The organism is Nocardia iowensis, assembly GCF_019222765.1.
In the GTDB taxonomy this organism is placed as follows: domain Bacteria; phylum Actinomycetota; class Actinomycetes; order Mycobacteriales; family Mycobacteriaceae; genus Nocardia; species Nocardia iowensis.
This window is the reverse complement of the sequence record NZ_CP078145.1, coordinates 7,738,175-7,751,707: the sequence shown is the minus strand read 5'-3', so window position 1 is coordinate 7,751,707 and position 13,533 is coordinate 7,738,175. Positions and strand designations below refer to the sequence as shown.

Genomic DNA, 13,533 nt, shown 5'->3' with positions numbered 1-13,533 from the left:
AGGACGGCGCGATGACTACCGAAGCGATCGATGCCCGCAAACCCGATGTCTTCGACCCGACGGCGGTGGCCGACGAGAGCGAGCTGTTTCTCGCGTCACCGACCTCGACACTGGTCGCCCGCGACGTGATGGCGGCGGCCAACGCGACCCCGCTGGCCGACGCGGCCGAGCACGGCACCGCCCTGCTCGCCGACTGCGCCAGGGACATGACCGCCAAGGACCGGGCGTCCGGCGGACCACTGCTGGTCGGTGCCGTCCCGTTCGCACCGAACGCACCCGCGCGCCTGGTGGTCGCCAGGGATATCCACTGGGGCCCGCCCGCCAGCCGCACGTATACCGGTGGGGCGCCGGAGATTCCGCGCGCGGTGCGGGTGGATCTGATGCCGTGGCCGGATCGGTACATCAACAGTGTCGAACGCGCGCTGGTGAAGCTGGCCGGGTCCGGCCAGCACAAGGTGGTGCTGGCCCGGGCCATCGACGTGATCACCGCCGAACCCGCACGGGCCCGCGACCTTGTGCGCAGCCTGATCCTCGGTGAACCCGACGCGTACGTCTTCGCCGTTCCGGTAGGCACGGTGCGCAACGGCGCGCGCCGGATGCTCGTCGGCGCCAGTCCCGAATTGGTGGTTCGCCGAGTCGGCCGCAGCGTCGTGTCCAACCCGCTTGCCGGGTCGGCCCCGCGCAGTTCGGATCCGGTCGAGGACCGGCGCCGGGCGTGGGAACTGCAACGCTCGGCGAAGGACCTGCGGGAGCACCGGATCGTCGTCGACGCGGTCGCGGATGCGTTGCGTCCGTTCTGCGCCGCGCTCGAGGTGCCCGATCAGCCGTCGGTGATCCACACCAGAACGATGTGGCATCTGTCGACCAGGGTGCGTGGGGTGCTGGCCGATCCGCTGCCCAACGCACTGGAACTCGCCGCCGCACTGCATCCGACCCCGGCGGTCTGCGGCTGGCCCGCGTCCTTCGCGCGGCGGGTGATCGCCGAATCCGAAGCGTTCGACCGGCAGTTCTACTGCGGGTTGACCGGATGGATGAACGAGACCGGCGACGGCGAGTGGGTGCTCGCGCTGCGGTGTGCGGAGGTCGCCGATACCCGGCTGCGGCTGTACGCGGGCGCCGGTGTCGTCGAAGGCTCCGATCCGGCAAGCGAACTCGCCGAAACGAGCGCGAAGTTCCGCACCTTCCTGTCGGCGATCGGCCTGGAGGACGCCGTCGCGATGGATCCGAGCGGGCAAGGGGCGCGCCGATGACCGCCCCGCTGTCACTGACCGGCGTGGGGCGCGACTTCACCCCGTGGCCCGACGATGTTGCCGCCGGGTATCGGGCGGCCGGCTTCTGGACCGGCGCGACGCTCGGCAGTGTGCTCGCTCGGTCCGCCCGCCTGCACGGCGGCCGGACGGCGGTGGTCGATGCGGTGCGCGGCTGGACATATCAGCAGCTCGATCACGAAGCCGACTGTCTTGCAGCCGGTTTCGAGGGTGTCGGGATCGGGCGCGGCGATCGGGTGATCGTGCAGATGCCGAACGTCGGCGAATTCGTCGTCGTGTGCTTCGCGCTGTTCCGGATCGGCGCGATCCCGGTGCTCACCCAGCCCGCCCATCGCGAGCACGAGATCACCCATCTGTGCGCGCAGAGCGACGCGGTCGCCTACGTCATCGCCGATCACTACGCCGGGTTCGACTATCGCGCCATGGCGGAGCGGATCGCGGCGGCCTGCCCGAGCCTGCGGACCACCATCGTGCACGGGGATCCCGGCCCCTACATCGCGCTGGCCGACCTGTATCTGGAACCGGTCGAACGTCCCGAACCGGCGCCGGGCGACATTGCCCTGCTCCAACTCTCGGGCGGGTCGACGGCGGTACCGAAGCTGATTCCACGCACGCACGACGACTACGCCTACAACGCCCGCGCCAGCCTGAGCGCGTGTCCGCTCGGACCCGACGATGTGTACTTGGCGGCGTTGCGGGTGGCACACAACTTCACCCTGTGCGCGCCCGGCATCCTCGGCGCGCTGACCGTCGGCGCCACGGTGGTGCTGTCGCCGAGTCCGAGTGCTGACAACGCCTTTCCGTTGATCGAGCGGCACCGTGTCACCGTTGCCGCGGTGGTGCCGCCGGTGGCCCTGCGCTGGCTCGATGTGGCGGCAACCACCCGGCACGACCTGTCCAGCCTGCGCGTATTGCAGGTCGGGGGTGCGCGATTCAAGCCATCGGCGGCCCGCCGCGTCGGTGCCACCCTCGGCTGCACGCTGCAGCAGGTGTTCGGGATGGCCGAGGGGCTGATCTGTTATACCCGCCTGGACGATTCCGACGAGCTCATCGTCGAGACCCAGGGCCGGCCGATGTCACCGGGTGACGAGGTCCGGATCGTCGACGACGACGACCGGCCGGTGCCCGACGGCACGCCGGGGCATCTGCTCACGCGCGGCCCGTACACGATTCGCGGCTACTACCGCGCGGACGAACACAACCTGCGCGCCTTCACCGCCGCCGGTTTCTACCGCACCGGCGACATCGTGCGCAGGCTGCCGTCCGGCCACCTCGTCGTCGTCGACCGGGCCAAGGACATCGTCAACCGCGGCGGCGAGAAGGTGGCGTGCGAGGAGATCGAGGAGATCCTCATGAACCACCCGCGGGTGCACAATGCCGCGGTCGTCGGCAGGCCCGATGACCTACTCGGCGAACGGATCTGCGCGTTCGTGATCCCGCACGGGCCGCTGCGGCCCCGCGAGCTCACGGAGTTTCTGCGCGACCGCGGCGTCGCCGCGTACAAGATCCCGGACCGATTCGATTTCGTCGAGGAATTTCCACTCACCGCCGTCGGCAAGGTGGACAAGAAGGTGCTGCGGATGCGTGCCGCGCAGGAGGAAGCGCGATGAACGAAAGCTTGTTCTCGGTCCAGGGCAAGGTCGCTCTGGTGACCGGCGGTGCCCGTGGAGTCGGTGCGCTCATCGCTCAGTCGCTCGTCGAAGCGGGCGCACAGGTCTATCTCACCGCCCGCGACGGCATGGCCGCGGAGAAGGCCGCCGCGGCATTGTCGCTGCTCGGTGACTGCCGATCGCTGGTCGCTGACGTGTCCTCGGAAGCGGGCTGCCGGGCGCTGGCCGAGGAATTCGGCACGGAAGAGCAGGCACTGCATCTGCTCGTCAACAACGCGGGGGTATTTCACGCGGCCCCGCTCGACGAGTTCGACGAGACGGGTTGGCGTGACACGCTGGCCGTCAATCTCGAGGCCGTATTCCACATGACGAAATTTCTCCGGCCGCTGCTGGTGGCGGCATCGACACCCGACGACCCGGCCCGTGTCATCAATGTGGGCTCGATCGACGGAATACGCGTGCCCGCCGCGGAAAGCTACTCCTACGGCGCGAGCAAGGCCGCGATGCACCATCTGACAAAGCATTTGGCGAACCGGCTCGCACCACAGATCACCGTCAACGCCATGGCACTCGGGCCGTTCGTCTCCGACATGCTCGAGCGCGACCTGGCGCTGGAAATCGGTGCGCGATTGGCCATGCGCAGGCACGGCGGCATCGACGATATCGCCGGCATTGTCGGTTTCCTCGGTTCACGAGCGTCCTCGTTCATCACCGGCACCGTCATCTCCGTCGACGGCGGAATGGCGGCGGCATGAGGCTGATATTCAACCGTTTCTCCATCAACACAGTCGAAATCGAGGTATGAGGATGTCGGCATCGAAAACCGCGCTCGTCACGGGCGCGTCATCCGGTATCGGGGCGGCATTCGCCCGCCTGCTCGCAGCGGAGGGCTACGCACTGGTCCTGGTCGCCCGGCGCGAGGAAAAGCTGGCCGAACTGGCCACCGAATTGCGGGAAGGCAACGGGGTCAGTTGCGAGGTGCTCGCCATTGATCTGACCGAACCCGGTGCGCCGGAAAAGATCATGGCGAAGATGCACGAACTCGGCCGCGGCATCGATGTGCTGGTCAACAATGCCGGCCTGTGCGCCAATCACACGTTCGCGAACGCGTCGTGGGAGAGCCTCGCGGGTGAGATCCAGCTGATGATCACCGCCGTCACCGAACTCACCCACCGCGCACTGCCACATATGCGCGAGCGTGGCTGGGGCCGGGTCATCAACCTTTCGTCGGTATCAGCGTTCGGGCCGCCAGGGCAGAGCCTGTTGTACACGGGAATCAAGACCTACGTCCTGCACATGTCGCAGTCGCTCAACATGGAACTCGCGCCGCAGGGCATCCACGTCACGGCGCTGTGCCCCGGACAGACCCGCACCGAATTCCACGATGTGATGGGCGTTCGCGAGATCGCCGACGGGATGCCCGGCTTCTTCTGGCAGGACCCCGAGGACGTCGCCGCCGCGGGGTGGAAGGCCGTCTCGAAGGGCAAGCCGGTGTGCGTGCCCGGCGGGGTGAACAAGATCTTCACCTACATGACGCGTCCGATGACGGTGAACATGATCTACCGGTTCGGCCGCGACTTCAATCCCTTCAAGAACACCGCCGCATAGGTCATCATGCTCGACCAATTGACGCTCGACCACCGGATGACGGTCGGTGAATTGCCGACGGCGATAGCCCTCGGCAGCGTCGTCGTCGATATCCGCTCGCAGCGGCAGCGCACGCGCGAGGGCCCGCTGTACGGAGCCCTGGCCATCGGCTCCGATGTGGTCGTAAACCGGCTCGACCCGGCGAGCCCGTCGTGTCTCGCCCTGGCACGCGAGCACACCGGCGGATGGATTCTGGTGTGTTCGTCCGGCGATTGCGCGGACGTCATCGCGGCGGGTCTACGCGGGCGTGGATTGGGAAAGGTGATGAGCCTGGTCGGAGGTTTTCGTGCGTTGTGTGCGGCGAGCAGTCTGACAATCGCCGCGCGCACACCACATTTCGAGCGGAGCGTGGCCATGGTGCTGTGCGGCTGAAGTGGGGAAAGTCAGCAAGAAAAATGCCGGTACGCCGGTAACAGATACCAATGGCAGCCATAGGTGAAAGGTCCACCGCCGCAATGAATGACACGAACAAAAACGAACGTCCGACCATCGCCATGAGCGAGAAATTCTTTTTCGTGGTCGACTCCGCTACCGCGGGTCAGCACGTCGCGATGCTCGCGGTGTTCACACCGCCGAAGGGCGCCGACGCCGACTACGCGACGCAACTGCTCGGACGGCTGCGGGAAATCCGCACCTTCGCACCCCCGTTCAACTACGTGCTGGACCGACCGGCCATGCGCAAGATCAACGCGACGATGAGCATGCTCGCCGACGACGCCGTCGATCTCGACTACCACCTGCGCCATCACCGGCTGCCCGCCCCGGGCGGCCAGCGCCAGCTGGACGATCTGATCGCCGAATTGCACGGGCCTCAGCTGGATTTCGGTAGGCCGCTGTGGGAGTACCACCTGATCGAGGGGCTCGAGGGCGGACGCTTCGCGACCTACGTCAAGTTCCACCACGCGGTGATGGACGGCGTCGGCTGGAATCAGCGCTTCGTGCAGTCGGTCACCGAGGATCCCGGGACGGCGGAGCTGCGTCCGATCTGGACGGTCGGCCCCACCTCCGAGCTGCCCCCGCCGCCGAAACCGGCACCGATGCGGGAGCTGCTGGAGGCGCGAAAGTACATGAAGCGCAATGCGAAGCAGGGTATCGCCGAGGTCGCGGCACCCTATGTGGCGCCGAAGACCGTGTTGAACGGCAGGTTGACGCACCGTCGCCGCGCGACGACGGTCAGCTATCCGCTGGAGCGCATCAGGGGTATCGCCAAGGTCGCGGGCGTCACCGTCAACGACATCCTGGTCAGCAGTGTCGCGGGCGGACTGCGCCGCTATCTCGAAGAGCGGGGCGAGCTGCCGGGCAAACCGCTCATCGCGAGCGTTCCGTTCAATATTCGGGTGCCCGGTGACGACGCCACGCTCAACGCCTACAGCACGATTCTGATCACGATGTTCACCGACATCGCCGATCCGGTCGAGCGATTGCGGGCGGTGGCGCGGTCGAGCACGATCGCCAAGAACGATATTCGCAGCCGCACCCCGGAGGTCGCGGTGATGTACTCGCCGTTGATCGGCGGGAAGTTCGCGCTCAATCAGGCGACCGGTTTGGCAGGCCGGACGGCGCCACCCTTCAGTGCCATCGTCTCGTGCATTCCCGGTCCGGACGCCGATCTCTACCTCGCGGGCGCACATCTCGACGCGATGTTCCCGATCGGCCCGCTGTACCACGGATGCGGGCTCATCGTTGCGGCGCTGACGATTTCGGGGGCATTCGGTATCGGATTCCACTGCTGCCCGGACACCGTGCCCGGTATCGATCGCATCGCCGCGTACACCGGCGCGGCGCTGGACGACCTGGAATCCGAACTGACGGTCAGTGCGAACCTGTAACGAGATGTTGGGACGTCGCCATGTTCGAGGAATTAACCCAGTTCTATGACTGGTTCGCCGCCCGCGAATGCGCCAACGACTATCGGGTGAATGTCCAGTCGCTGGATGCGTTGGACGGTTGGTATACCGATCCGCGGACCGGGAACGTGCACCACCGCAGTGGCAGATTCTTCTCTGTCATCGGTGTCCGGGTGAGTACCGAGAACCGCAGACCGGCGGCCTGGTCCCAGCCGATAATCTTGCAACCGGAAATCGGGATCCTCGGCATCATCGCCAAGCGGATGGGCGACTCGATCTACTGTTTGATGCAGGCCAAGATGGAGCCGGGAAACGTCAATCTGCTCCAACTGTCGCCAACGGTGCAGGCGACGCGGAGCAACTTCACCCGGGTCCATCGCGGCAGCGCCGTGCCGTATCTGGACTACTTCCGCTCGCCGCACCGTGGTCGGCCGGTTTTCGATTCGCTGCAATCGGAACAGGGCTCGTGGTTCCTCGGCAAACGGAACCGCAACATGATCATCGAGGTGGCCGAGGACGTTCCGGTCCTCGACGACTTCTGCTGGCTGAGTGTCGCGCAGCTGGCCGAGCTGATTCGGGTGCCGAACCTGGTGAACATGGACGCCCGCACGGTCTTGTCCGGGATCCCGTTCCTCACCGGCGATTCGGACCGCGCCGGCGCCCCGCTGCACTCGCTCGGTCACATCCTCAGCTGGTTCACCGAGGTCAAGTCGCGCAACCAACTCGACAGGACGGTCGTGCCGCTCGCGCAGTTGCCGGAATGGGAGCGCTCGGGCGGGGTGATCCACCGCCCGGACGGCAGGCATTTCTCGGTGATCGGCGTCGAGGTGCAGGCCAGCAATCGCGAGGTACGGCAGTGGTCGCAGCCCATGTTCCGCCCGGCCGAACGCGGCGTAATCGCCTTCCTCGGCCGACATTTCGCGGGCACATTCCATGTGCTGGTGCACGCGCGAACGGAGGCAGGCACCGCCGACGTCGTCGAAATGTCACCGACGGTGGCGTGCATTCCGGGGAATTACGCCGCCGCGCCGGAAGCGGAACGGCCGCGATATCTGGATCTTGTGCTCGGCGCGTCCGCGACACAGGTGCTCGTCGATGTCGTCCACTCGGAGGAGGGCGGCCGCTTCTATCACGCGGAGAACCGCTATCTCGTCATCGACGTCGGGGACAGCCTGCCCGTGGATGTCCCGCACGACTACTGCTGGATGACCATCGACCAGCTGACCGGATTCATCCGCTATGGGAATCACGTGAATGTCGGCGCGCGCTGTCTGCTCAGCTGCATGACCGATCTAATCCCGCAGGAGGCAACATCATGACCACCCGTGTGTGGGACTACCTCGGCGAGTACGCCAAGGAGAAGGACGACATCCTCAATGCCGTCGAAACCGTGTTCAACTCAGGGCAACTCGTCCTCGGGGCGAGTGTGCAGGGGTTCGAGGCGGAGTTCGCGGCCTACCACGGTCTGCCCTTCGCCACCGGCGTCGACAACGGCACGAACGCGATCAAGCTCGGGCTCGAGGCGATCGGTGTCGGGCCGGGCGACGAGGTGATCACCGTGTCCAATACCGCGGCGCCGACCGTGGTGGCGATCGTCGGTGCGGGCGCGACACCGGTCTTCGTCGACGTGCGGGACGAGGATTTCCTGATGGACACCGATCAGGTGGCCGCCGCGATCACTCCGCGCACCAAGGCGATTGTGCCGGTGCACCTCTACGGGCAGTGCGTGGACATGGCGCCGCTGGAGCGCCTGGCCGCCGAGCACGGCCTGAAGATCCTCGAGGACTGCGCGCAATCCCATGGCGCACGACAGCACGGGCGGATGGCGGGCACGATGTCCGACGTAGCGGCCTTCTCCTTCTATCCGACCAAGGTGCTCGGCGCCTACGGCGACGGCGGCGCGGTGGTCACCGCCGACGAGACGGTTCACCAGAACCTTCGGAAGCTGCGCTACTACGGCATGGAAAAGGTGTATTACGTCGTGCAGTCGCCGGGCCACAACTCCCGGCTCGACGAACTGCAGGCGGAAATCCTGCGACGCAAACTGCGCAGGCTCGACGAGTACATCGACGGCCGCAACCGGGTGGCCCGCCGGTACGAGCAGTACCTCGGCGACCTCGACGGGCTGCGGCTGCCGGTGACGAATCCGGGCAACACCCACGTCTACTACGTCTACGTGGTGCGCCACCCGGCCCGCGACGCCATCATCGAGGCGCTGCACGCGCACGACATATCTCTCAACATCAGCTACCCGTGGCCGGTGCACACGATGAGCGGCTTCGCCCACTTCGGTTGGCGCACTGGGTCATTGCCGGTCACCGAGCGGTTGGCGGGGGAGATCTTCTCGCTGCCGATGTATCCGTCGCTGTCCGAGGCCGAGCAGGATCATGTCATCGAGTCGGTCCGTACGGTGGTCGGGTCGCTATGACGAGGCAGCGAGTCGGTCGCCGGGCCGGGGGCGTCCGGTGATGGAAGGACCGGGGTTCAAGGAATGCGGCATCGAAGGCGCCTTCGAGTTCACCGCGCCCGTCTATCGGGACGGCCGCGGCTTGTTCACCACCCCGTTCCGCGAGTCCGCCTTCCGATCCGCGCTGGGGCGACCGCTGTTTCCGGTGAAAGACATCAGCTTCAACGTCTCCGCGCGTGGGGTGCTCCGTGGCATCCACTACACCACCACGCCGCCGGGACGCGCGAAGTACGTGTACTGCCCGCGCGGTCGAGTCACCGACTACCTGGTCGATTTGCGTGTCGGCTCGCCCACCTTCGGCCAGTGGGACGCAACGGAACTCGGTGGCCCTGGCGGCCGTGCGCTCTACATCCCGGTCGGCGTCGGGCACGCCTTCCTGTCCCGCGCGGACGATTCGGTGATCGTCTACGTGATGTCCGAAGAGTATGTCCCAGAACAGGAGCGCGCTGTCTCACCGCTGGATCCCGAACTGGGCCTGCCCATTCCGTGGGACATGGGGATCGCGCAGTCCAAGCGCGATCTGATCGCTCCCACCCTGGCCCAAGCCGGTGAGCGGGACTTGTTGCCCGACTACCGGGCCTGCCTGAAAGTCGAGGCCGAACTGTGGCAATGACAACCCCGGAACATGTCACGATTCTCGGTGCCAGCGGCTTCGTCGGCTCGGCCGTGCTGCGCGAATTGGCCATGCGTCCCATCCGGATTCGGGCCATCTCCCGCAGGCCCGCGCCCGTGCCCGCCGCCGCCGTCGCCGATATCGAGGTGTGCACGCTCGACCTCACCGCGCCCGGTGCGGTGCGCGCCGCCATCGCGGACACCGACATCGTTGTCCATACGGTCGCGCATATCGCGGGCGCGTCGACCTGGCGGATCGATGCCGGAGACACCGAAGCGGAACGGGTCAATGTGGGTGTGGTCCGCGACCTCATCGACGCCGCGACCGAACACGGCGGCTCCCGCACCCTGCCGCGCGTCGTCTTCGCGGGCACGACAACGCAAGTCGGCGTGACCGAGAAGGAGATCCTCGACGGATCCGAGCCGGACCGGCCCGCCGAGGAATACAGCAGGCAGAAGCTGACCGCCGAGCAATTGCTGCTCGCGGCGACCGACGACGGGGTGCTGACGGCCACCTCGCTGCGGCTGCCGACGATTTTCGGATTCGTCCCGCACGCGGCGGTCAGCGATCGGGGCGTCGTCGCCACGATGGCCCGGCGGGCGCTGGCCGGCCAACCGCTGACGATGTGGCATGACGGATCGGTGCGGCGGGATCTGCTCTTCGTCGAGGATGTCGCTCGAGCCCTGGTGGCGGCGTGCGATCACGTGGACGAATTGTGCGGGCGCGCCTGGCTTGTCGGGTCGGGGACCGGATCTCCGCTCGGCGAGGTGTTCGCCACGATCGCCGATGTCGCGGCCGAGTACACCGGCGCGGCGGTGCCCGTCGTGTCGGTGGCAGCGCCCGACTATGCCGCGCCCGGGGACTTTCGCAGCGTCACGGTCGATTCCTCGGCCTTCCGTGCGGTCACCGGCTGGTCGCCGCGGGTCGACCTGGACGACGCGCTGCGTCGCATGGTCGCCTTCTGCGCCGGTGACCGCGAACAGGTTGCGCCGGTGCTCGTCGAGCAACCGGCGGACTCCCGATGAACGACTTTGTGCAACAGCCATTTTCGACCGATAGAGGAAACATGTGCCGTATTTGTGGTGGAACCGTGCAGGAGTTCATGGACTTCGGCCGCCAGCCGCTCTCCGACGCCTTTCTGACCCCCGAGGAGGTAGCCGACGAGTTCTTCTACCAGCTGCGGGTCGGCGTGTGCGAGTCGTGCGCGATGGTGCAGCAGTTGGAGGAGGTGCCGCGGGAGCGGATGTTCAATGACTCCTATCCCTACGTGTCCTCGGGCTCGAGCCGGATGCGGGACCACTTTTCGCGCACCGCGGCGGGGTTCCTGGAGTCGGAACTGACCGGACCGGACCCGTTCATCGTGGAGATCGGGTCCAACGACGGAACCATGCTCAGCACCATCAAGGCGGCAGGCGTGCGCCACCTCGGCGTCGAACCGTGCGGCGGGGTCGCGGACGTGGCCCGCGCCGCCGGTATCCGGGTGCGCTCGGACTTCTTCGAGGAGTCCGTCGGCGCGGACATCGCCGCGAAAGACGGGCCCGCGAACGTCATCTTCTCGGCGAACACGATCTGCCACATCCCGTATCTGGATTCGATCTTCCGCGGTGTCGATGCGCTGCTGGCCCCCGACGGCGTGTTCGTGTTCGAGGACCCCTACCTGGGTGACATCGTCGAGAAGACCTCGTTCGACCAGATCTACGACGAGCACTTCTACCTGTTCTCGGCGCGGTCGGTGGCGGCGATGGCCCGGCAGTTCGGCTTCGAGCTCGTCGACGTGCTCCGCCTTCCGGTGCACGGGGGCGAGGTGCGGTACACCATCGCGCGGGCCGGTGCGCGCACGCCGACCGATGCGGTCGCCGAGCTCATCGCCGCAGAGGACAAGCACGGCCTGGCCGAGTTGTCGACGCTGCAGAAGTTCGCCGCCGAGGTCGACAAGATCTGTCACGACCTCGTCGACCGGCTCGAGGAGCTGCGCGACAGCGGTGTGCGGGTGGCCGGATACGGCGCCACCGCCAAGAGCGCGACGATGACGAACTACGCGGGTATCGGACCGGATCTCGTGCCGTGCGTGTTCGATACGACCCCGGCCAAGACGGGCCGCCTGATGCCGGGTTCCCATATTCCGGTCCTGCCCGCCGCGCAGTTCGCGGCGTACGGCGCCGAGCGCGTGGTGCTGTTCGCGTGGAACCACGCCGAGGAAATCATCGCCAACGAGCGGGAATTCGCGGCGCGCGGTGGCCGCTGGCTCGTCTACGTACCGGACGTGCGGCTGCTCTGATTCCAGGATTGATCCTTGACTGTGTCTTTACTCTGTGCCGCCGAAGCACTAAATTAGAACAGTGATCTAATACGCGGTCATCTCAGGACGATTGGAGCTCAGAGGATGCTCGGTTCGACGCAACAAGGGGCAGCGCCACCGCCGCGGGCTGCCTCGGCACGCTGGATCGCCCTAACGATCCTGGTCATCCCCGTCGTGCTGGTGGGGATGGACATGTCTGTGCTCTACCTGGCGATTCCGTCCATCGGCAAGGATCTCGCGCCGAGCAGCAGTCAAATGCTCTGGATCATGGACAGTTACGGCTTCGTACTGGCCAGCCTGTTGATCGTGATGGGCAATATCGGTGACCGGATCGGTCGGCGCAGGCTGCTACTCATCGGCGTGGCGATATTCGGCGTGGCGTCGGCGGTCGCCGCCTTCGCGCCGACCACTGCCGTGCTGATCGCGGCCAGGGCCGCGATGGGCATCGGCGGTGCGACCTTGATGCCGTCCACCTTGGCGCTGATCCGCAACATCTTCGAGGACGGCGAGGAACGGACCAAGGCCATCGGCATCTGGACGGCCGCGTTCGTCGGCGGCGGCGCGCTGGGACCGGTTCTCGGCGGTGTGCTGCTGGACTTCTTCAGCTGGGGCTCGGTGTTCCTGATCAACGTGCCGGTGATCGTCGTGTTGCTGGTCCTCGCGCCGTTCTTGGTGCCGGAGTACGCCAACCCGGTGAACTCGCGGTTCGACCTCGTCGGCGCGGTATTGCTGCTGGCGGCGATCTTGTCGAGTGTGTACGCCTTGAAACACAGTGCCGAGATAGCGGGACTCGACCGGGCCAGCGTCGTGTCGCTGCTGGCCGGGCTTGCCCTCATCGCGGTCTTCGTGCTGCAACAACGGCGTACCCCGGTGCCGCTGGTCGATGCCACATTGTTCCGCAACCCGGCATTCCTGGCCGGTGTAGTCGCGGTGACGGTGGGGATGCTGGCGATGATGGGTCCGAACCTGTTCTTCGCGCAGTACCTGCAGTTGATCTTGGATATGGGTCCGTTCGAGTCCGCGCTGTGGATGCTCCCGATGACCGTCGCCGCAGCCATCGGCGCCATGTCGGCGCCGCCACTGCTCAAGGCCATCGGAACCCCGGCGACGCTGTCGGTCGGCTTCGTGATCTCCGGGATCGCCCTACTGGTGCTCAGCGCCAGCCGGGCGTCGGACGGGGTATGGATCCTGTTGGCCGGTGGCATGCTGTTGGGTCTCGGCGCCACCATCGTCATCACCCCGGCCACCGAATCCGTTGTCTCCGAAGCGCCACCGGATCGCGCCGGCGCGGCCTCGGCGATCTCGGAGACCGGATCCGAACTCGGTGGCGCGCTCGGCATCGCGATTCTGGGGTCGATCGGCGCGGCCGTCTACCGCCTGTCGGTGGACGTTCCCGCGGGGCTGCCGGCCGAAGCCAGCGACGCGGCCGAGGACACCCTCGCGGGGGCCCATCAAGTCGCCGGACAGCTCCCCGCGGAGGTGGGAGGTGCGCTGCTGGACAACGCGCGGTCGGCCTTCGCGTCGGGCTTCTCGGTCGCCGCGGTCGCGGCCGCCGCGATCATGTTCGGCTTGGCCGTCGTCGTGCCGCTGCTGGCTCGCCGGTCGATCAAGACCGAAGAAGTGCCGGTGAAAACCGCTCTTTGATCGGTAGCTTTTCTTCCTGGTGTCGACGCTGTGCGTCGGCACCAGGAATTTTGCGTGGGCGCATTCGAGCGTGCCGAGAAATGGTTGTCGAATATCGGCAGCGGTGCGCCGGTGACGCATATCTACCGCGGGCGATGC

General features: G+C 66.7%; 12 protein-coding genes. All 12 read left to right on the top strand.

The window, feature by feature from the left end; translation table 11 throughout:
- Positions 1-11 precede the first annotated feature (11 nt).
- Positions 12-1,250: an isochorismate synthase gene (locus KV110_RS35830; RefSeq protein ID WP_218471567.1), complete on the top strand. Its 1,239-nt coding sequence runs from the start codon at positions 12-14 to the stop codon at positions 1,248-1,250.
- Positions 1,247-2,878 (top strand): (2,3-dihydroxybenzoyl)adenylate synthase, encoded by a 1,632-nt coding sequence (locus tag KV110_RS35825; protein WP_218471566.1) that lies wholly within the window; start codon positions 1,247-1,249, stop codon positions 2,876-2,878. The genes KV110_RS35830 and KV110_RS35825 overlap by 4 nt, the downstream gene beginning before the upstream one ends.
- Positions 2,875-3,633, top strand: a complete 759-nt coding sequence (locus tag KV110_RS35820; RefSeq protein ID WP_218471565.1) for an SDR family oxidoreductase — start codon at positions 2,875-2,877, stop codon at positions 3,631-3,633. The genes KV110_RS35825 and KV110_RS35820 overlap by 4 nt, the downstream gene beginning before the upstream one ends.
- Before the next feature lie 52 nt (positions 3,634-3,685).
- Positions 3,686-4,486 carry an SDR family NAD(P)-dependent oxidoreductase gene (locus KV110_RS35815; protein ID WP_218471564.1) on the top strand — a complete coding sequence of 267 codons (801 nt, stop codon included), beginning with the start codon at positions 3,686-3,688 and terminating at the stop codon, positions 4,484-4,486.
- Between the two features lie 6 nt (positions 4,487-4,492).
- Positions 4,493-4,897, top strand: coding sequence for a rhodanese-like domain-containing protein (locus tag KV110_RS35810; RefSeq protein WP_218471563.1), 405 nt, complete (start codon positions 4,493-4,495; stop codon positions 4,895-4,897).
- A gap of 83 nt (positions 4,898-4,980) precedes the next feature.
- On the top strand, positions 4,981-6,354 hold the full coding sequence (locus tag KV110_RS35805; RefSeq protein ID WP_218471562.1) for a wax ester/triacylglycerol synthase family O-acyltransferase: 1,374 nt from the start codon (positions 4,981-4,983) through the stop codon (positions 6,352-6,354).
- A 20-nt stretch (positions 6,355-6,374) separates the two neighbouring features.
- A complete protein-coding gene (locus tag KV110_RS35800; protein ID WP_218471561.1) occupies positions 6,375-7,691 on the top strand; it encodes an NDP-hexose 2,3-dehydratase family protein in 1,317 nt (438 codons plus the stop codon).
- Entirely contained in the window at positions 7,688-8,800 is a 1,113-nt protein-coding gene (locus tag KV110_RS35795) for a DegT/DnrJ/EryC1/StrS family aminotransferase (RefSeq protein WP_218471560.1), read from the top strand. The genes KV110_RS35800 and KV110_RS35795 overlap by 4 nt, the downstream gene beginning before the upstream one ends.
- A gap of 40 nt (positions 8,801-8,840) precedes the next feature.
- Positions 8,841-9,452, top strand: a complete 612-nt coding sequence (locus KV110_RS35790; protein ID WP_218471559.1) for a dTDP-4-dehydrorhamnose 3,5-epimerase family protein — start codon at positions 8,841-8,843, stop codon at positions 9,450-9,452.
- Positions 9,449-10,477, top strand: coding sequence for an NAD-dependent epimerase/dehydratase family protein (locus KV110_RS35785; RefSeq protein ID WP_218471558.1), 1,029 nt, complete (start codon positions 9,449-9,451; stop codon positions 10,475-10,477). Before KV110_RS35790 ends, KV110_RS35785 begins: the two co-directional genes overlap by 4 nt.
- The gene (locus KV110_RS35780) at positions 10,474-11,730 is read left to right on the top strand and encodes a methyltransferase domain-containing protein (RefSeq protein WP_281427707.1); all 1,257 of its coding nucleotides are present in this window, start codon (positions 10,474-10,476) and stop codon (positions 11,728-11,730) included. The genes KV110_RS35785 and KV110_RS35780 overlap by 4 nt, the downstream gene beginning before the upstream one ends.
- A 105-nt stretch (positions 11,731-11,835) precedes the next feature.
- Entirely contained in the window at positions 11,836-13,395 is a 1,560-nt protein-coding gene (locus KV110_RS35775) for an MFS transporter (protein ID WP_218471556.1), read from the top strand.
- Positions 13,396-13,533: the final 138 nt, after the last annotated feature.

Coding starts and splice junctions, on each gene's coding strand:
- KV110_RS35830 (WP_218471567.1), top strand. CDS start 12: ATGACTACCGAAGCGATCGATGCCCGCAAACCCGATGTCTTCGACCCG.
- KV110_RS35825 (WP_218471566.1), top strand. CDS start 1,247: ATGACCGCCCCGCTGTCACTGACCGGCGTGGGGCGCGACTTCACCCCG.
- KV110_RS35820 (WP_218471565.1), top strand. CDS start 2,875: ATGAACGAAAGCTTGTTCTCGGTCCAGGGCAAGGTCGCTCTGGTGACC.
- KV110_RS35815 (WP_218471564.1), top strand. CDS start 3,686: ATGTCGGCATCGAAAACCGCGCTCGTCACGGGCGCGTCATCCGGTATC.
- KV110_RS35810 (WP_218471563.1), top strand. CDS start 4,493: ATGCTCGACCAATTGACGCTCGACCACCGGATGACGGTCGGTGAATTG.
- KV110_RS35805 (WP_218471562.1), top strand. CDS start 4,981: ATGAATGACACGAACAAAAACGAACGTCCGACCATCGCCATGAGCGAG.
- KV110_RS35800 (WP_218471561.1), top strand. CDS start 6,375: ATGTTCGAGGAATTAACCCAGTTCTATGACTGGTTCGCCGCCCGCGAA.
- KV110_RS35795 (WP_218471560.1), top strand. CDS start 7,688: ATGACCACCCGTGTGTGGGACTACCTCGGCGAGTACGCCAAGGAGAAG.
- KV110_RS35790 (WP_218471559.1), top strand. CDS start 8,841: ATGGAAGGACCGGGGTTCAAGGAATGCGGCATCGAAGGCGCCTTCGAG.
- KV110_RS35785 (WP_218471558.1), top strand. CDS start 9,449: ATGACAACCCCGGAACATGTCACGATTCTCGGTGCCAGCGGCTTCGTC.
- KV110_RS35780 (WP_281427707.1), top strand. CDS start 10,474: ATGAACGACTTTGTGCAACAGCCATTTTCGACCGATAGAGGAAACATG.
- KV110_RS35775 (WP_218471556.1), top strand. CDS start 11,836: ATGCTCGGTTCGACGCAACAAGGGGCAGCGCCACCGCCGCGGGCTGCC.